The 18208-nt window shown below is 71.9% G+C and carries 16 protein-coding genes; 4 read left to right on the forward strand and 12 right to left on the reverse strand.

Features of this window, described 5'->3' with window-relative positions; genetic code table 11:
- Positions 1-180 precede the first annotated feature (180 nt).
- Entirely contained in the window at positions 181-1401 is a 1221-nt protein-coding gene (locus FH608_RS37315) for an alpha-amylase family protein (protein ID WP_139635091.1), read from the reverse strand.
- On the reverse strand, positions 1385-2146 hold the full coding sequence (locus tag FH608_RS37320) for an FUSC family protein (protein ID WP_139635092.1): 762 nt from the start codon (positions 2144-2146) through the stop codon (positions 1385-1387). Before FH608_RS37320 ends, FH608_RS37315 begins: the two co-directional genes overlap by 17 nt.
- Between FH608_RS37320 and FH608_RS37325 the strand changes: the two genes are divergently transcribed.
- A complete protein-coding gene (locus FH608_RS37325) occupies positions 2114-2395 on the forward strand; it encodes a MarR family transcriptional regulator (RefSeq protein WP_139635093.1) in 282 nt (93 codons plus the stop codon). The genes FH608_RS37320 and FH608_RS37325 overlap by 33 nt on opposite strands.
- Here the strand turns inward: FH608_RS37325 and FH608_RS37330 are convergent.
- Positions 2392-3519, reverse strand: a complete 1128-nt coding sequence (locus FH608_RS37330) for a Fic family protein (protein ID WP_139635094.1) — start codon at positions 3517-3519, stop codon at positions 2392-2394. The genes FH608_RS37325 and FH608_RS37330 overlap by 4 nt on opposite strands.
- A gap of 68 nt (positions 3520-3587) precedes the next feature.
- Positions 3588-5948, reverse strand: a complete 2361-nt coding sequence (gene lon / locus FH608_RS37335) for an endopeptidase La (RefSeq protein WP_139635095.1) — start codon at positions 5946-5948, stop codon at positions 3588-3590.
- A 168-nt stretch (positions 5949-6116) separates the two neighbouring features.
- On the opposite strand from lon, the gene FH608_RS37340 reads away from it, so the two are divergent.
- Together FH608_RS37340 and FH608_RS37345 are read left to right on the forward strand one after the other, a co-directional pair.
- Positions 6117-7652, forward strand: coding sequence for an AMP-binding protein (locus tag FH608_RS37340; RefSeq protein WP_139635096.1), 1536 nt, complete (start codon positions 6117-6119; stop codon positions 7650-7652).
- Positions 7653-7806: 154 nt separating this feature from the next.
- Positions 7807-9036, forward strand: a complete 1230-nt coding sequence (locus tag FH608_RS37345) for a S1C family serine protease (protein WP_139635097.1) — start codon at positions 7807-7809, stop codon at positions 9034-9036.
- A 77-nt stretch (positions 9037-9113) separates the two neighbouring features.
- On the opposite strand, the gene FH608_RS37350 is transcribed toward FH608_RS37345, so the two are convergent.
- The 8 genes from FH608_RS37350 to FH608_RS37385 form a co-directional block, all read right to left on the reverse strand.
- Entirely contained in the window at positions 9114-9854 is a 741-nt protein-coding gene (locus tag FH608_RS37350) for an ABC transporter permease (protein WP_139635098.1), read from the reverse strand.
- Positions 9847-10728, reverse strand: coding sequence for an ABC transporter ATP-binding protein (locus FH608_RS37355; protein WP_139635099.1), 882 nt, complete (start codon positions 10726-10728; stop codon positions 9847-9849). The genes FH608_RS37350 and FH608_RS37355 overlap by 8 nt, the downstream gene beginning before the upstream one ends.
- Positions 10725-11066: a transcriptional regulator gene (locus tag FH608_RS37360; RefSeq protein ID WP_139635100.1), complete on the reverse strand. Its 342-nt coding sequence runs from the start codon at positions 11064-11066 to the stop codon at positions 10725-10727. The genes FH608_RS37355 and FH608_RS37360 overlap by 4 nt, the downstream gene beginning before the upstream one ends.
- Positions 11045-11668: a hypothetical protein gene (locus FH608_RS37365; protein WP_139635101.1), complete on the reverse strand. Its 624-nt coding sequence runs from the start codon at positions 11666-11668 to the stop codon at positions 11045-11047. Before FH608_RS37365 ends, FH608_RS37360 begins: the two co-directional genes overlap by 22 nt.
- 84 nt (positions 11669-11752) lie before the next feature.
- Complete coding sequence (locus FH608_RS37370; RefSeq protein ID WP_226900239.1) at positions 11753-13717, reverse strand: amino acid ABC transporter ATP-binding/permease protein; 1965 nt, start codon at positions 13715-13717, stop codon at positions 11753-11755.
- On the reverse strand, positions 13714-15738 hold the full coding sequence (gene cydD / locus FH608_RS37375) for a thiol reductant ABC exporter subunit CydD (protein ID WP_317135602.1): 2025 nt from the start codon (positions 15736-15738) through the stop codon (positions 13714-13716). The genes FH608_RS37370 and cydD overlap by 4 nt, the downstream gene beginning before the upstream one ends.
- 6 nt (positions 15739-15744) lie before the next feature.
- Positions 15745-16509, reverse strand: a complete 765-nt coding sequence (locus FH608_RS37380; protein ID WP_139635102.1) for a cytochrome d ubiquinol oxidase subunit II — start codon at positions 16507-16509, stop codon at positions 15745-15747.
- A gap of 11 nt (positions 16510-16520) precedes the next feature.
- Positions 16521-17693: a cytochrome ubiquinol oxidase subunit I gene (locus FH608_RS37385; protein ID WP_139635103.1), complete on the reverse strand. Its 1173-nt coding sequence runs from the start codon at positions 17691-17693 to the stop codon at positions 16521-16523.
- A gap of 142 nt (positions 17694-17835) precedes the next feature.
- On the opposite strand from FH608_RS37385, the gene FH608_RS37390 reads away from it, so the two are divergent.
- Entirely contained in the window at positions 17836-18174 is a 339-nt protein-coding gene (locus FH608_RS37390; protein WP_139635104.1) for a helix-turn-helix transcriptional regulator, read from the forward strand.
- Positions 18175-18208: the final 34 nt, after the last annotated feature.

Here is an 18208-nt window from a genome sequence, read left to right on the forward strand (position 1 = left end):
CAGCCTGCGCAGGACGAAACCGGGTGCGATCATGAGGGTGGCCTCGGGGGAAGAGAACGGGTCGGGCGTGGCGGCTCAGCGGCTCGGCATTCGGCCCTGACAACACATGACGTTCTCTTTCACGCCTGTCCTAACATGCCCGCCGCTTCGCACCATTCCCGGCACGTCGTGTGAGCCGCCTCACTTCTCCTCGACGATCTCCCAGGCGTGCGGCGGGACCTCGCGCAGGCCGGGGAAGCGGTGCGGCCGGTCGCCGAGGTTCAGCAACGTGACGACCTCCTCGCCGGCCGGCCCGGAACCGGGGGCGGGGCGGCTGCGGAGCGCGACGGCCGTGTTGGTGAGGTGCTCGGCCGTGGTCCTGGCCCGGTGCAGCCACGGGTGGCGCCTGCGGAGGCCGATGAGCCGCCGGTGCAGCAGGTACGTCTCCGCCCCGGACGCCGCCAGGCCGCCGGGCTCCGCCGGGAACGCCGGCCTGATCGCGTCGTCGCCGCCCGCCCGCTCCTCCTTGAGCCCCTGGAACGCCCGCTCGTCGCCGTAGTAGACGCTGGGCAGTCCCGCGACGGTGAACAGCACGGCCAGCGCGTGACCCAGATGGCGTGGGTCGTCGAGCCGGGTGGCGAGCCTGGTGACGTCGTGGTTGCCGACGAAGGTGAGCGGCACGAAGGTGTCGAGCAGCCGGTCGTGGCGGTCGAGGGCCCAGGCGAGCTCGAAGAGGTTGCGGTCGTTCAGCGAGCTCCAGATGGCCTTCCACAGCTCGTACTGGGTGACCGAGTCGAGCCCCGACTCCGTGACGTAGGCGGCGTAGTCGCCGTGGATCATCTCGCCGCCGAACCACGCCTCCGGATGCCGGGCGCGTACCCCGGGGAGGACCTCCCTCCAGAACCGGGCCGGCACGGCGTAGGCCGCGTCGAGCCGCCACCCAGAGGCGCCGCGGGCGAGCCAGTGGTCGAGCACGCCCGCCACGTGCGCCCGCACGGCCGGCTCGGCGTGGTCGAGCGCGACGAGCCCGTGGTGGCCCTCGAAGACCTCGTAGCCGCCGGGACCGCGCCTGAACCAGCGCTCGCCGGCCTGGAAGGAGCGGCCCACGTGGTTGAAGACGCCGTCGAGGACGACCCGCAGGCCGCGGTCGCCCGCCCTGGCGACGAGGGAGTCGAAGTCGCGGTCGTCACCGAGGCGGGGGTCGATCCTGAAGTGGTCGACGGTGTCGTAGCCGTGGGACTCGGAGGCGAAGATCGGGCCGAGCTGGAGGCCGGTGCAGCCCAGCTCGGCGGCGTAGTCGAGCCACGACTCCAGGTGCCGCAGCCGGTGGGTGACGGGCGCGCCCGCCGCGGTGGCGGGCGCCCCGGTGAACCCGAGCGGGTAGACGTGCCACCAGATCGCGTGCTCAGCCCAGGACGGCACGGAGACCTCCTTCCCGGCGTGCCGCCCAGGGGAGGTATCCGAGCCCCAGGGCGAGCACGCAGCCGATGACCGTGTCCGCGAGCCGATACCCGACCGTGGCGGGTGCCACACGCCCGCCGCCCTCCATGAGCAGGAGGACGAGCGGCATCATGACGGTCGCGTACAGCGTGTAGTGGTGGTCCTTGAAGACCGGCCTGAGCGCGGCCAGCAGGGCGACGAGCAGCACGAGGCACGAGGTCAGGCGGATGGGGTGCTCCCATCCGCGCGTGCTTCGCAGCGTCCCCCGCCAGCGCCGCAGCGACGCGCGCACCGCAGGGGCGGGCCCGGGCTCGTGGGCACCACCCCGTGGACGTCCGGCGTGGACGCAGAGGGCGGTGACCAGCAGGCCCCAGAGCGCCCCCGCGGCGAATAGCCCGGCGGCGGCGTCCGGCTCGACGGCGTGCGCCATCCCGGTGGTGATGACCATGAAGACGATGAAGCGGGTGCCGTGCTCGGCCATCGGTCGGCTGATCCCGCCCACCACCGCGAGCAGGCCCGCGACCAGAACGACGGTCACCGCGGTGATCCAGCCCCGCCCCGCGACGGCGACCCCGGCGAGCCCCGCCACGGCCGTGCCCGCCACCACGGCCCCCGCCTCGACCGGCCGTTTCCAGCCGCCGCGCTCCAGGGAGACGCCGCTCGTGGCGAGGGCTCCGACGGCGGCCGCGGCGCGATGACCGCGGGAGAGCTCGCCACCGCCGAGCACCTCCAGCCCCAGTCCGTCACCCGCGCGCTCGCCTCGCTGGAGGAGCAGGGCCTGATCCGCCGCTCGCGCGACGAGGACGACCGCCGCAGGCACTTGATCGTCCTCACCGACAGCGGCGCCGCGACGCTCACCCGGCGGGCCGGCACCACGGACCGGTGGCTGGCCGAGGCGCTGGCCCGCGAGCTCACCCCCGCCGAGTGCCGCGTCCTCGCCGTGGCGGCCGACCTGCTCGAACAGCTCCAGACCTAGCGGTACGGGTCGCGCAGGGGCGTGACCCGCCCCGCGAAGTCGGCCTTGATCCGCTCCATGCGCGGCCCCGGGGCGTAGAAGCGCCCCTTGGTCTCGCCGTACGGCCGCAGCCAGCCCTTGGCGGCGAGCTCGCGCAGGTCACGGGCGGCCTGCCCCTGGCTGAGGCCCTCGTCGCCCTGGTAGCGGCTCCTGCGCAGCCGCCGGTTCACGAACACCTCGTAGAGCGCGGAGACGGTGCGGCTGTTGAGGCCGTCGGCGTCGACCTGTTCCTCCAGGAGCATCCAGATCTCGCCGGCTTCGGCCAGCCGCCGGCGGACCCGCTGGGCCTGCATGTGATGCGCCCTCAAGCAGAACCGCACCCAGCTGAGCGTCTCACCGTGCGGCCGCCACGAGCCCTGCTGGACCTCGCGAAGCGCGCGGTAGTAGTCGATCGTGTTCTCGCCGAGGCCGAGCCATTCCTCGATGGAGCAGAACTCGGGCGTGAGAATCTGGTCCCTGCCGAGGACCAGCGTCTGCAAGGCTCGCGACATCCTGCCGTTTCCATCACGCCATGGATGGATCGCGACAAGGTTGAAATGGGCCATGGCGCCGCGCACGTAGCTCGGCGCATCGAGGTCCCCGCCGTTGAGCCATTCGGCGAGCCGGTCCATCAGGCCGGGCACCTGGTCGGCATCCGGGCCCTCATAGACGACCTCTCCTGTCGCCGAGTTGCGCACATAGATGCCGCCCGGGCGTGTCACGCCGGGGGTTTTGTCGCGGTGATGGCCGATCATCATGAAGTTGAGCGCGTTGAGCAGCCCGACGTCATAGCGGAACGCCGCCGCTCGCGACAGCAGCTGGATGTAGGTCAGCGCCTGCTGGTACCCCGCGATCTCCTGGGCCACCGGCGCCGACGTCTCCAGGGGCTCCTCGCCCTCCATGATCGACTCGATGTCCTCGACGCTGGCCCGGTAGCCCTCGATCGAGTTGGAGCCCTGGATCGCCCGCGCCTGCAGCTGCCTGCGCAGCTGCCCGTCCCACCGGTGCGTCTCGGCGAGCCGGTATTTCAGGTCGCGCCGCATCTGCTCGATCTCCTCGAGGACGGCCTTGTCGGCGGGCTCCAGCGCCGGCGTCTCGTACAGCATGCCCTCATGACAGCATGGGCGAATCATCCAGTCAAACGACTGAATGATTCGCCCATTTATGTCCTGGGTCAGGCGGCGACCGTGGTGGTGGCCACCGCCGCCGGGGTCAGCGCGATGTCCAGGACCTCGCGCACGTCGCTGACCGGGTGGATGGTCAGCTCCTTCCTGACCTCCTCGGGCACGTCGTCCAGGTCCGGCTCGTTGCGGGCCGGGACGAGGACGGTGGTGATGCCCGCGCGGTGCGCCGCCAGCAGCTTCTGCTTGACGCCGCCGATCGGCAGGACCCGCCCGGTCAGCGAGATCTCGCCGGTCATGGCCACGTCGCTGCGCACCTGGCGGCCGGACAGCAGGGACGCCAGCGCGGTCGTCAGCGTCACGCCCGCCGACGGGCCGTCCTTGGGCACGGCGCCCGCCGGGAAGTGCACGTGCACCGAGCGGTCCTTCAGCGCGGTGACCGGCAGCTCCAGCTCCGCTCCGTGCGAGCGCAGGTAGGACAGCGCGATCCTGGCCGACTCCTTCATCACGTCACCCAGCTGGCCGGTCAGCGTGAGGCCCGTCTCGCCGGTCTCGGGGTCGGCGAGGGACGCCTCGACGTACAGGACGTCGCCGCCGGCGCCGGTGACGGCCAGGCCCGTGGCCACGCCCGGCACCGAGGTGCGCTGGGCGGTCTCCGGCAGGGACGACTCCGGCACGAACCTCGGCCGGCCCAGGTAGCCCACGAGGTCGTCCTCGCCGACGGTGACCGGCAGCTCGTCCTTGGCCGCCACCTTCCGCAGGACGCGGGCGACGGCGCGCTCCAGCGACCGGACGCCGGCCTCGCGGGTGTACTCGGCGGCCAGCCTGCGCAGCGCCGCGTCCTCGACCGTGACCTCCTCCGCGGTCAGGCCGGCCAGCTCCCGCTGCCTGGGCAGCAGGTGGTCGCGGGCGATCGCGACCTTCTCGTCCTCGGTGTAGCCGTCGAGGGTGACGACCTCCATCCGGTCGAGCAGCGGCCCGGGGATGGCCTCCAGGACGTTGGCCGTCGCGAGGAACAGCACGTCGGACAGGTCCAGTTCGACCTCGAGGTAGTGGTCGCGGAACGTGTGGTTCTGGGCCGGGTCGAGCACCTCCAGCAGGGCGGCCGTCGGGTCGCCGCGGTAGTCGGCGCCGACCTTGTCGACCTCGTCGAGCAGGACGACCGGGTTCATCGAGCCGGCCTCGCGGATCGCGCGCACGATGCGGCCGGGCAGCGCGCCGACGTAGGTGCGACGGTGGCCGCGGATCTCGGCCTCGTCGCGCACGCCGCCGAGCGCGACGCGGACGAACTTGCGGCCCATCGCCCGGGCCACGGACTCGCCGAGCGACGTCTTGCCGACCCCGGGAGGGCCGGCCAGGGCCAGCACGGCGCCGCTGCGGCGCCCTCCCACGACGCCGAGGCCCTTGTCCTGGCGGCGCTTGCGCACAGCCAGGTGCTCGATGATGCGGTCCTTCACGTCGGACAGGCCCGTGTGGTCGGCGTCCAGCACGCCACGCGCGCCGGTGATGTCGTAGTTGTCCTCGGTACGGACGTTCCAGGGGATGTCGAGCACCGTGTCCAGCCAGGTGCGGATCCAGCCGGTCTCGGGCGACTGGTCGGAGGTCCGCTCCAGCTTGTCGACCTCCTTGAGCGCGGCCTCGCGCACCTTCTCCGGCAGGTCGGCGGCCTCGACGCGGGAGCGGTAGTCCTCCTCCTCGGTCTCGGTGTCGCCGTTGAGCTCCTTGAGCTCCTTGCGTACGGCGGCGAGCTGCTGGCGCAGCAGGAACTCGCGCTGCTGCTTCTCCATGCCCTCCTGGACGTCCTTGCGGATCGTCTCGGCGACGTCGAGCTCGGCGAGGTGCTCGCGGGACCACTCGACCAGCTTGGCCAGCCGGTCGGCGGGGTCGGCGGCCTCCAGCAGCTCGACCTTCTGCGCCGTGGTCAGCCAGGGGGTGTAGCCGGAGCTGTCGGCCAGCACCGAGGGGTCGTCGATCTGGTTGACCTGGTCGACCACCTGCCAGGCGCCGCGCTTCTGCAGGATCGTGGTGGCCAGCGTCTTGTACTCCCTGGCCAGCTCCTGGGCGCGCTCGCCGGCGGGGACGGTGTCGATCGTGTCGGCCTCGACCCACAGCGCGGCGCCAGGCCCGGTCGTGCCGGTGCCCACGCGGACGCGGCCGACGCCGCGCACCACGGCGGCGGGCTCGCCGCCGGGCAGCCTCCCGACCTGCTCGACCACGGCCCGCACGCCGACCGCGCCGTAGCGGCCGTCGATCCGGGGAACGAGCAGGACCTGCGGCTTGTTGCCACCGGATGCACGGGCCGCGTCGATGGCAGCCCGCACCTCGGAGTCGGACAGGTCCAGCGGAACGACCATGCCCGGGAGGACGACCTCGTCGTCCAGCGGCAGGACCGGGAGGATCAGACTCTCACTCATGCGAACTCCAAAGGGTTGAGTTATACCGACTCAATTCATTGGAGCCCGTCGTTGTTCCCTCTCTTGCCGATGTTCGCTCACGGCGATCGTAATTGTGTAAGCGGCGGGTCCTGGCCCGGGTGGGAAGGGGTGCTGGCGCGGGGCCGTACGACCGAATAAGGTTCGGTCATGTATCCGGGAGCCATCGCAGCAGTCACCCCAGACAAGCCCGCTGTGATCATGGCGGGCTCCGGACGGATCATCACCTACCGCGAGCTGGACGAGGAGTCGAACCGGCTGGCCCACCTGTTCCGCGCGGCCGGCCTGCGCCCGGGCGACCACATCGCCTTCATGCTCCCCAACCACCCGCTCTTCCTGACCGTCGCCTGGGCCGCGCACCGCTCGGGCCTGTACTACACGCCCATCAGCTCCCGGCTCCAGAGCGAGGAGCTGGCCTACATCGTGAACAACTGCGGCGCCCGGGCGTTCATCACCAGCGCCGGCCTCGCCGGCGTGGCGGGCTCGATCACCGCGGCCACGCCCGGCGTCGAGGTGCGGCTCATGCTCGACGGCGTGGCCGAGGGCTTCGAGCCGTACGAGGAGGCGGTCGCCCGGCAGCCGGCCACCCCGATCGGCGACGAGTGCGCGGGCGTCGACATGCTCTACTCCTCCGGCACCACGGGGCGGCCGAAGGGTGTGAAGATCCCCTCCGCGCACGGGCCGCTCACCGAGCCGGGCATGCTGTTCAGGCTCGTCCAGGGCCTGTTCGCCCCGTCGGCCGACAGCGTCTACCTCTCGCCCGCGCCGCTCTACCACGCCGCGCCGCTGCGCTACAGCCTGACGTTCCAGCAGCTCGGAGCCACGGTGGTGGTGATGGAGCGCTTCGACGCCGAGCGCTTCCTCGCGCTGGTGGAGCGGTACGGGGTGACGCACTCGCAGCTCGTGCCGACGATGTTCATCAAGATGATCAAACTTCCGGAAGAAGTCCGGAAAAAGTATGACCTGTCCTCGCTGCAGTGCGCGATTCACGCCGCCGCGCCCTGCCCCGTGCCGGTCAAGGAGCAGATGATCGACTGGTGGGGCCCGATCATCCACGAGTACTACGCGGGCACCGAGGGCAACGGCTTCCTCTACGTCAACTCCGAGGACTGGCTGCGCCACAAGGGCACGGTCGGCCGCTCGCTGCTCGGCGTCGTGCACGTCTGCGACGAGGAGGGCGACGACGTGCCGCCCGGCGAGCACGGCACGGTCTACTTCGAGAGCGGCGCCACGTTCGAGTATCACGGCGACCCGGACAAGACCCGCTCCGCGCACGACCCGAAGGGACGGGGCTGGACCACGCTCGGCGACATCGGCCGCCTGGACGACGACGGCTTCCTCTACCTCACCGACCGCCGCTCGTACATGATCATCTCGGGTGGCGTGAACATCTACCCGCAGGAGGCCGAGAACGTGCTGTCGGTGCACCCGAAGGTGGCCGACGTGGCGGTGTTCGGGGTGCCGGACGAGGAGATGGGGGAGCAGGTCAAGGCCGTGGTGGAGCCGGTCTCGCCGGCCGAGGCCGGGCCGGAGCTGGAGGCTGAGCTCATCGCGTACTGCCGCGAACGCCTGGCGCACTACAAGTGCCCGAAGTCGGTCGACTTCCGCGAGGAGTTGCCGCGCCATCCGACAGGCAAGCTTTACAAGCGGCTGCTCCGCGATGAGTACTGGCCGGTTCGCCGGTAAATTTCCGGCGATTTTCTTCGTGCCGGTGTCCAGTCCTTGACCTGGATCGATAAAGCCGCTCTCAACCGTCTCAGACGGCTCCCATGACCGGCTTAACCAGCTCTTACGCGCGTGTTGGCACCCTTGAGTCATCGGGACTTGAGGGAGATGACAGATGAACGCGAACGAGCCTCACGAGCAGGGCACCGGCGGGTGGAGCCAGTTCGGCAGCACCCCGCCGGCCGCCGGGGGCTTCCCCCGCACGGACACGCAGATCCTGGGACAGCCGCTTCCCCCGCCCTCGCCCCCGAAGAAGCCCGGCGTCGTGTCGGTGCGCAAGGCCGTCGCCGGCCTGGCCCTGGCCGCGACGGCCGTCGCCGGCGGCGTGGTGGGCGGCTTCGTCGCCAACACGTTCCAGCCCGAGCCGCTGGCCAGCAGCGCCACGCCGAGCCCCGTCTTCAAGTCGGCCTCCAACCAGCTCACCATCGCCGAGGTCGCCGACAAGGTGCAGCCCAGTGTCGTGATGATCCAGGGGCAGACCGGCGAGGGCTCCGGCGTCGTGCTCTCCGAGGACGGGCTCATCCTCACCAACAACCACGTGGTCGAGGGCGCGAGCGAGGGCGGCGGCCAGATGACCGTCAAGTTCAACGACGGCAAGACCGCCAGGGCCGCCGTCGTCGGCACCGACCCCGCCACCGACCTCGCCGTCATCAGGGCGGAAGGCATGTCGGGGCTGACCAAGGCCACGCTCGGCGACAGCGACATCGTCCGGGTGGGCGACCCGGTGCTGGCCATCGGCAGTCCGCTCGGCCTGGACGGATCCGTCACCGCGGGTATCGTCAGCGCGCTCGACCGCACCCTGAGCGTCGGCGGCGAGCAGCGCCAGCAGATCCCGCCGGGCTGGGGCCAGGACCCGGGCCAGGGCGGCGCGGTCACCACCATCGCCGGCGCGATCCAGACCGACGCCTCCATCAACCCCGGCAACTCCGGCGGCGCGCTGGTGAACGCGGCGGGCGAGCTGATCGGCATCAACACCGCCATCGCCTCCGACGCGGCGGGCGGCGGCGTCGGCTTCGCCATCCCGGTCAACACCGCCAAGCAGGTCGCCGAGCAGCTCATCAGCAGCGGCAAGGTCAGCCACGCGTTCCTCGGCGTGAGCGTCACCGACGCGACCGGCGACGTGCCGGGCGCCCTCATCAGGCAGGTCACCGACGGAAGCCCGGCGGCCGAGGCCGGCCTGCAGCAGGGCGACCTGATCACCAAGATCGGTAACAAGGCGGTTGACGGGGGAGATACTGTAGTTGGGCAGGTCAGAGGTTTCAAACCGGGCCAACAGGTCAAGATCACATACATGAGGAACGGTTCGACCCATGAGGTCACCGTGACCCTGCAAGAGAAGAAATAACAGGACCCCCTCTTGGACGGGTGTGCCGTTGAGATCGCTGCGGACTCGGCGGCACACCCCCCCTCTTTTCCGGAGGCTCAGGAGAAGCGCCGGCCCTCGTCGCGCCGGTAGGCCCAGCCGGCCGCCACTGCCAGCACCACGGTCCACACGGCCAGCATGACGAGGGCGACCGCGTCCGGGGTGCTGCCCGCCGTCGCCGCCCACAGCAGCTCGGCCGCCCCCCTCGCGGGCGTGAACGGCGAGATCGTGTCGACGAAGCCGGGCAGTACGGCCGGCGGCAGCAGCAGCCCGCCCACGATCGCCAGCGGGAAGAACAGGAGCTGCGAGACCGCGATCGCGGCCTTCGAGCTCAGCAGGAAGCCGATGAGCAGGCCCATCAGCATGAACGGGATCCCGCTCGCCACCAGCACGGCCAGCCCGAGCAGCAGCCGTACCGGCGTGATCGTGGCCTCGGTGAGGAGCACCGCCTCCAGCAGCACCGGGATCACCGACAGCAGCATCACGGCGACCGTGGACAGGATGCGCCCGACGAAGCGGGGGAAGGGGCCCGCGGGGAGCGTGCGCAGGTAGGGGTTCCAGGGCTGCTCGCGGTCCTGCGCCACATTGATGGCCAGCCCGGTCAGCGCGCCGGACATCGCGCCGAAGAACATCATCGACGCCGTCGCCATGGTGGCGGCCTGCGGATCGCCTCCCGCGAACGGCACCACGAACGCCAGCATCGCGATGGCGGGGAACAGCGCGCTGGCCAGAATGCCGATCGGCACCCGGATGGACTCGATCACGAAATATCGGGTGTGTGCGAGGACCAGGCTAGGCATGCGCGGACTCCTTCGAGGTGATGGTGAGGAAGGCCTCCTCCAGGGTGGACGGCCTGATCTCGAGCCCGGAGAACGGCGCGCCGCTCCGCACCAGCTCGACGACCAGCCGGTCGGGATCGGTGGTCAGCAGGTGCACGCGCCCGTCCTCGCGTTCCGAGCCGATCACGCCGGGCAGGTCGGGCAGATCCGCGGCGGACAGGGAGACGCGCCGCACCCCCACGATGTCGCGTACGGCCCGCACGGTGTCGTCGGCCAGCACCCGGCCGCGGCCCACCACCACGACCCGCTCGGCGAGGGCCTCGATCTCCTCGAGGTAGTGGCTGGTGAGCAGCACGGTGCCGCCGTCCTCGTGGAAGGCCCGGACGCCGTCCCACAGCGCGCGCCTGGCTTCGACGTCGAGGCCGGTCGTGGGCTCGTCGAGGAAGACCAGCTTCGGCTCGCCCGCGAACGCGAGCGCCACGGCCAGCCGCCGCTTCTGCCCGCCGGACAGGCCGCCGATCTGCCGCTTGATCAGGTCGCTGAGGCCGAACCGCGCCAGCAGCTCCCCCTTCTCCACCTTTTTCGGGAAATGCGCTGAGATGAAGTCGACGATCTCGCCGACCCTTAACGACTCCGGCAGGCCCGTCTCCTGCGGGGTCACGCCTATGCCGCGCCTGGTGACCGGGTCGCCCGGGGAGCCGCCGAGCAGCTCGACCGTGCCGGAGGTCGGGCGGCGCAGCCCGACGAACAGGTTGATCAGGGTGGACTTGCCCGCGCCGTTCGGGCCGAGCAGCCCGACCAGCTCTCCCGCCCGGATGTCGAGCGAGACGCGGTCGAGCGCCAGCACGTCGCCGTAGCGGCGCGTGGCCTCGATCGTCCTGGCGAGGACGGTCATGATGTTCCTCCAGCGTTGTCGAGCAAGGCGCGAATGGCCTTGGTGTAGTCCTCGAAGGCCGCTCGCCCCCGCTTCGTGAGCGCCACGTACGTGACCGGTGTGCGGCCCTTGTGCGTCTTGGTGATCCGGACGTATCCGGCGTCCTCCAGCTTGGTCAGGTGCACCGAGAGGTTGCCCGCGGTCATGTCGAGCAGGTCCTTCAGCGTCGGGAAGGCCATCTCGTTCCCGTCGCCCAGCACGTTGAGGGCGGCCACCACCCGCAGCCTGGCCTGCGCGTGGATCACCGGGTCCAGCTCCGGCAGCGCCTTGTCGGCGGTCACCTCCGTCGCCTCAGCCACAGGCCGATCGCGATGAAGCCGCCGCCCAGCAGCACGGCCGTCAGGAGCAGGAACCAGCCCACGCCCATCAGCACGCCCACGGCGTCGACGGCCGCGACCCAGGCGCCGATGAAGAACATCTCCCAGTTGAGCCAGATCGCGCCCCCGGCCATGTACATGACCGCCACGACCATGAGCGTCCCGCCGCCCCACAGCAGCGCGGCCTCGCCAGGCGGGAGGATCATGCTCAGCCGCACGCCGATGATGATCATGAGCAGCATCCCGGCGAGCCACCCGTACCCATACATCGTGCCCCTGGCCGACTGGTGGCCCCGGACCCCGCCGCTCATCCGCGCGATCTCGAACGCCGACACCGCTCCCGCGACGATCTGCGCGCCCATCAGCACGCCCAGCGCCTGGCTCAGGGAGATCGGCGCGTACGGGTGGCCGTCGAGGCCGTAGTGCAGGAAGAGCGCGGTGTAGCCGAGCAGCCAGGCGACGCCCCACGGGGCGTAGAGCAGGAGGGGGTCGCCGCGCAGCCACCGCACGGTGGCGACGCGCTGCTCCTGGATGACCCGCAGTATCTCCTCGGGGCTCGGCGCGTCTTCTTCGTCGCTCGTCATCGCAAACCCCTCCTTGGCTCAAACTGGTTTGTACTTTAAACCAGATTACCGCGCCAACTCAAGCCCTCACCTCCGCCAGGGGCCTCAGCGCCTGGTCAGAACCTCGGACTCCCACAGATCGCGGTAGTAGCCGGGCACGGCGACGAGCTCGTCATGCCGCCCCCTCTGGACGACGCGGCCCTCTTCGAGCACGACCACCTCGTCCACGCCCTCCAGCCCCTTGAGCCGGTGCGTGACGAGGAGCGTGGTGCGGTCCCTGGTGACGTCCAGCAGGTCCGCCATCAGCCGGTCGGCCGTCTCCTCGTCGAGCGCCTCGGCCGGCTCGTCCAGCAGCAGCACGGGCGGGTCGTACAGCAGCGCCCTGGCCAGCGCCAGCCGCTGCAGCTGGCCGCCGGACACGGTCCTGCCGTCCTCGCCCAGCTCCGTGTCCCAGCCGGTCCGCTCCACCCAGCCGTCGAGCCTGGCCTCCCGCACGGCCCGCTCGATCGCCTCGTCTCCCGCCTCGGGACCGGCCAGGCGCAGGTTGTCGCGGAGGGTGGCGCGGAAGATGTACGGGTCCTGGGTGAGGCCGGTCATGAGCGTACGCACGTCGTCGCCGGCCAGGTCGCGGAGGTCGGTGCCGTTGACGCGGATGTGCCCGGACTCGGGCTCGACCAGGCGCATGAGCGCGGCCAGCAACGTGCTCTTGCCCGCGCCGCTGGGGCCGATGATCGCTACCCGCTTGCCGGGGGTGAGCGTCAGCGACACCCCGTCCAACGCGGGCCGCGCCGGGACACCGCCCCTCGTCTGATCCGCCGCACCTGAACGCTCCACGGCCCGCCCTGCCGTCGCGTGGGCCGTCGTGGTGGGGGGCGCGGTGCCGTCACCGGCGGCGTCGTGGCGTGCCGGGCGATCGCCGTTGAGGACGCGGCCGTCGCCGTTGAGGGCGGAGCCGTGACCACCCGCGTGCAGGGTGTCGGAACCGGCGGCCGGCCGGGCACCGGACCGTGCGACAGCCGGACTCCGGACCTCATCGCCGCTGTCGTGCACGGTGTCCGAGAGTGCGACCTCACGACCGCTGGGGTGGCGGACCACCAGGTCGGCGATCTCGACGGTGAGCGGGGACCCGGGCAGGGGCGCGGGCGTGGCGGGCTCCGCGACGGCGGGGGCGGCGGAGCGGACGTCGCGCAGGCGTCGCAGCGCCGCCATGATCCCCGCCAGGCGCTCGCCCGCCGCCGCCAGCGGCAGCACCGGCTCGAACGACACCAGGGCGGTCAGCGCGAGCACGGCCGTGGCGACCGAGCCGGCGCCCGCCCCCTGGGCGAGCAGGACGACGGCCGCCACCGTCAGCCCCTGGATCAGGGTGCCGCCGGCGAGGGCGGCGGCGTGGACACGGGCCTGGCGGCGTTCGAGCGCGGCCAGGGACTCATCGGCCGCCAGCGCCTTGGCCAGCGCCTCCTCGTCGGCGCCGTAAGCGGCCAGGTCGGCGGAGCCGTGCACCAGGTCCGCCACCCGGCCCGCCAGCGCCGCCCTGGCCGGGGCGATCCTGGCCGACCATCGGCGGGCGGCGGCGGCCGTACCGGCGGGCAGGACCACCCCGGCCAGCACCAGCCCGGCCACCAGCACCAGCGCCGTCACCGGCAGGACGGCCAGCCCGATGACCACGGCCGCCAGCCCCGCGGTCGCGGCCGCCGCGGCGGGGAGCAGGCAGCGGACGAGCAGGTCCTGCACGGCCTCGGTGTCGTCGACCATGCGGCTGAGCAGGTCGGCGCCTCCGTGGCGGGGCTGCTGGGGCGGGATGAGCGCGTGGTAGAGGCGTTCCCGGGTGCTCGCCTGGGCGCGGAGCGCGACGTCATGCCCGGTCAGCCGCTCGGCGTAGCGGAAGACGCCCTTGCTGGTGGCGAACGCCCTGGTCGCCACGATCGCCACGCTCAGGGCGGCGAGGGGCGGCTGCTGGGCGGCCCTGGTGATCAGCCACGCGGCGGCGGCGATGAGCCCGAGCCCGGCCAGGTCGGCCGCGGCCCCGGCCAGCACCGCCCACACCAGCCGCGTTCCCATACGCCGGTTCACCGCCCGCTCCTTTCGCCCGATCGCGCCCTTGCGGCGTCCCCCTCTGACGCGAGGTCGCCGTCCGGGCGCTCGCTCCTGGGGTTCACCGCCGCGCCCGCCGCAGAACCCGGTGCCGTGCCCTCCGTCGAGCCCGGCCTCGCGTCCGCTCCGGCACCCGCTGTCGTGCTCGGGAGCGCGTCCGCTGCGGCATCTGCTGTCGTGCTCGGCCGCGCACCCGCCGCGCCGCCCGAGCCCGCCGCGCTCGCTGAGCCGATTGAGTGCCCCGAGCCCTCCGAGCCGGCCGAATCTCCGGAGCCCGAGCCTGTCGGACCCGCTGGGCCGGTTGCGGTGGTGGGGGAGTTGTCGTCTCCGGCCGCGCCAGAGGCCCTGTCCCGACGGACGGTGTCGGACACCACGCGGCCCTCGTGGACGCGGATGACCCGGTCCGCCAGGTCGATCATGGCGGGCCGGTGGGCGACGATGACGGCCGTGCGGTCCTGTGCGAGCCCGGCGGTGGCCGCCACCACGGCTGCCTCGCTCCGCCCGTCCAGCCGCGCCGTCGGCTCGTCCAGCAGCAGCACCGACGCCCCGGGCCGGCAGAAGGCCCGGGCGAGCGCGATCCGCTGCCGCTGGCCCGCCGACAGGTTGGTGCCGCGCTCCCCGAGCACGGTGTCGAAGCCCTGGGGCAGCCCGTCCACGAAGTCGGCGTGCGCGGCGGCGGCCGCCCGGCGGACCTCGTCCAGGGTGGCCGAGGGAGACCCGAGCCGGATGTTGCCGGCCACCGACGTGGCGAACAGGTGCGGCCGCTGCGCCACGAACGCCAGCCGCGCCCGCCACCCCTCCAGGTCCAGCTCGCGCAGGTCCGTCCCGTCGACGAGGACCCGTCCCTCCGACGGCTCGACGAAGCCGAGGATGAGGTGGAGTAGCGTGCTCTTGCCGCCGCCGCTCTCGCCGACGAGCGCCACGCGCTCGCGCGGCCCGATGGTGAGGGAGACGTTCTCCAGCGCGGCGCCGTCCCGGCCGGGGTAGCGGACGGTGACGTTCTCCAGGCGGATCTCCGGCGCCCCGGCGGGCGGCACGGCGGGGGCGGGCCGCCGTACCGGCTCGGACTCGGACCCGTCCAGTACGGCGAAGGCCGCGTCGGCGGCGGCCACCCCCTCCATGGAGGCGTGGAAGCGCGTCCCCATCGCCCGCAGCGGCAGGTACGCCTCGGGCGCCAGCAGCAGCACCAGCAGCGCCGTCGTCAGGTCCAGCGACCCGCCGAGCAGGCGCAGCCCGATGGGCACCGCCACCAGCGCCAGCGACAGCGACGCGCACAGCTCCAGCACCAGCGACGACAGGAACGCCACCCGCAGGGTCCGCATCGTGGCGCTGCGGTGCGCGTCCGCGATCTGCTCGATGACGCCCGCCTGGTAGCGGGCCCGGCCGAAGGCGCGCAGGGTGGGCAGGCCGCGTACGACGTCCAGGAAGTGGCCGCCGAGCCGCGACAGGGCGCGGAACTGGCGCTCGGTGACGGCCTTGGTGGTCATGCCCACCAGGGCGCCGAAGACGGGGATCAGCGGCAGCGTGATCAGCACGATCACGGCGCTGCCCAGGTCGGCGGCGAAGAGCCGGACCAGCACCGCGAGCGGCACCACCCCGGCCACCGCGATCGACGGCAGGTAGCCCGTCAGGTAGGCGTCGAGCCCGTCCAGGCCGCGCCCGGTCAGCGTGACGAGCTCGCCGGAGCGGTGGGCGGTGAGCCGCCCCGGCCCGAGGTCACGCAGGCGGCCGAGCAGCCGGTGGCGCAGCGCCGACTTGACGCCGGTCGCGGTGCGCCCGGCGAAGACGCCCTGGGTCCAGGCGAGCAGCGCCCGCACGCCTACCACCGCCGCCAGCGCGCCGAGCGCGGCGGCGGTGAACCTGCCGGACAGCACCCCGGCCAGAAGTTCGGCCTGCACCAGCACGAGCAGCCCCGCCAGCACCGCCGCGACCATCGTCACGGCCAGATGGCGGCGAACCGACCGCTCGGCCCGCATGAGCCGCAGGAGATCCTTGTGCACGAGCCCTCAGAAGAACGACGGGAGCCGGAAGGCGTCCTTCCCTGGGCGGAAAGTGCGCCATACCCATATTTGCGCGCCGAGCATGATGGGCGCGCACGGCAGCGCCATGACACTGAGCACATTCAACGTAGCCGGAGGAGCGCTGTGCTCCAGCAGGTACGGCATCGCCCCCACCAGCACCCCCAGCGCCGGGAGCGCCGCCACCAGCGCCGACACCGCCAGGGCCGCCACCGACCTGGACGCCCCGAAGGTCCCCGGAGCCCGCCATGCCAGGAACGTCCACCCGTGGAAGGCGAACACCATGGTCACGACCGCCCCCAGCAACATCCCCAGCGGGTGCACGGCCGGCGACTCGAAGCCGGTGGCCGCCGCGTAGATCGCCATGCCCCACCCGAACGACAGCCCCAGCGAGCCGAACGCGATCATCGCGTCCCAGAACCCCCGCCACCTGGCGCCGTCCAGCCGCCGCCGGAACCACAACCCGGCGTCGCGCAGGACCCAGCACAGCAGCATGGCCACCACCAGCGGATACAGCGTGAACAGGACCTCGCCCTCCAGCAGCGGGTAGACCCCGAACAGCGTGCCGGCGACCGCCACCAGCCACACCTCGTTGGCCAGCACGTACGGGGCGATCGCGGCCACCATGCGGTCGCGGCCCTCGCGCGTCCTGCCCAGCACCGGCAGCAGCAGCCCCACTCCCAGATCGAACCCCTCAAGGGCGAAATATCCGGCCAGCAGGATCGCGAAGAGGACGAACCAGATCAGCTCCATGTCAGCACTCCTCAGTAGCTCAGCGCGGGGGACCGCGGCTCATCGGCGGGGACGGCGGCGCCCAGGGCCACGTCGCGCGGCCCGCGCCGGATGATCTTGGCGATGAGCACGTAGTCGACCACCGCCAGCAGCCCCAGCACGCCGGCGAACCCGACGAGCGAGCCCGTGATCATGCCAGAGGTCAGCCCGGGGGACATGGCGTCGGCCACGGTGAGCTTCTCCCAGATCATCCACGGCTGCCGCCCCACCTCGCGCGCCAGCCAGCCCATGATCGCCAGCACGAACGGCAGTGGCGTCATCATGATGAGCAGGGGATGCGTCCACCGCAGCCGCGGCAGCACCGCGATCATCGGCAGCATCACCAACAGCACGACCAGAGCGAGCAGCTGCCCTATCTCGATCATGAGCCCCAGCGGCAGCGCCGCGCCCACGTTGCCGTCGAACTTGCCCTCCTGGACCCCGCCGAACTGCGCGTACCCGAACCCCATGGTGAGGACGATCCCGACGGCCGCCGCGACCACCCCGGTCCGCAGGGACCGGGTGAAGAACTCGACGTGCTCGGTACGGCGGCGCAGCTGGTACGCGCTCGCGCCCACCAGCACCATGGCCCCCGTGAACAGGCCCGCCCCGATGACGTGGGGGAAGGAGAAGATCAGCGCCTTGTTGCCGAGCAGGGCGCCGAAGTCGACCAGGTCGAGCCGGCCGCCGCGCTCGACGGTGCCGACCGGGTTCTGCAGGAACGAGTTGGCGAGCATGATGTAAAAGGCGCTCGCGTACGCCGTCAGCGTCACGAGCCAGATGCACGCCAGGTGCAGCCACCGGGGCAGCCGCCCCCACCCGAAGATCCACAGTCCGAGGAACGTGGACTCCAGGAAGAACGCCACCAGCGTCTCCATGGCCAGCGGCGCGCCGAACACGTCGCCCGCGTAATCGGACAGGCCGCTCCACGACAGCCCGAACTGGAACTCCATCACCAGCCCGGTCACGATGCCCAGCGCGTAGTTGACGACGTAGACCTGCCCCCAGAAGCGGGTCATCGCCTCGTGCACCGGCTTGCGCGAGAGCGCCCAGCGCGTGTTCATGATCGCCACGAGCGGCGCCAGGCCCAGCGTGAGCACGACGAACAGGAAGTGCAGGCTGCCCGTCACGGCGAACTGCGTACGCGCCAGTTCGAGTACATCCATCACGTCTCCGATGGGTCGTTATGCCTACCTACATATAGACAGCCTACATGTAGACTGGCTACATGCGTACCTGCCGCCGTACTTCACGAAGGCCCCGGACCGGGGCCGCATCCGCCGCGACGCGGGATCTAGGATCGGGGTCATGAATCCGGACGCGCTGCGCGGGCACATGGACGCGCTCCTGCTCTCCGTGCTGGAACGGGAGCCGCTGCACGGCTACGCCATCATCGAGGCGCTGCTGGAACGCAGCGGAGGCGCGCTCAACGTCCCCACCGGCACCGTCTATCCGGCGCTGCGCAGGCTGGAGCGCATCGGCTACCTGTCGAGCGAGTGGGCGACGGTGGGCGGGCGCAAGCGGCGCACCTACCGGCTGACCGACTCGGGCAGGAAGCAGCTCGAAGGGGAGCGCTCGGCGTGGCAGGAGTTCACGAGCGTGATCGGCAGCGTGCTGCGCGCGGAGGCCGCCCAGATCCCGAGGTAGGTTCCCAGCTGGGGCCCGAGGTGGGCCCCGAGGT

The organism is Nonomuraea phyllanthi (genome assembly GCF_006334985.2).
GTDB lineage: Bacteria > Actinomycetota > Actinomycetes > Streptosporangiales > Streptosporangiaceae > Nonomuraea > Nonomuraea phyllanthi.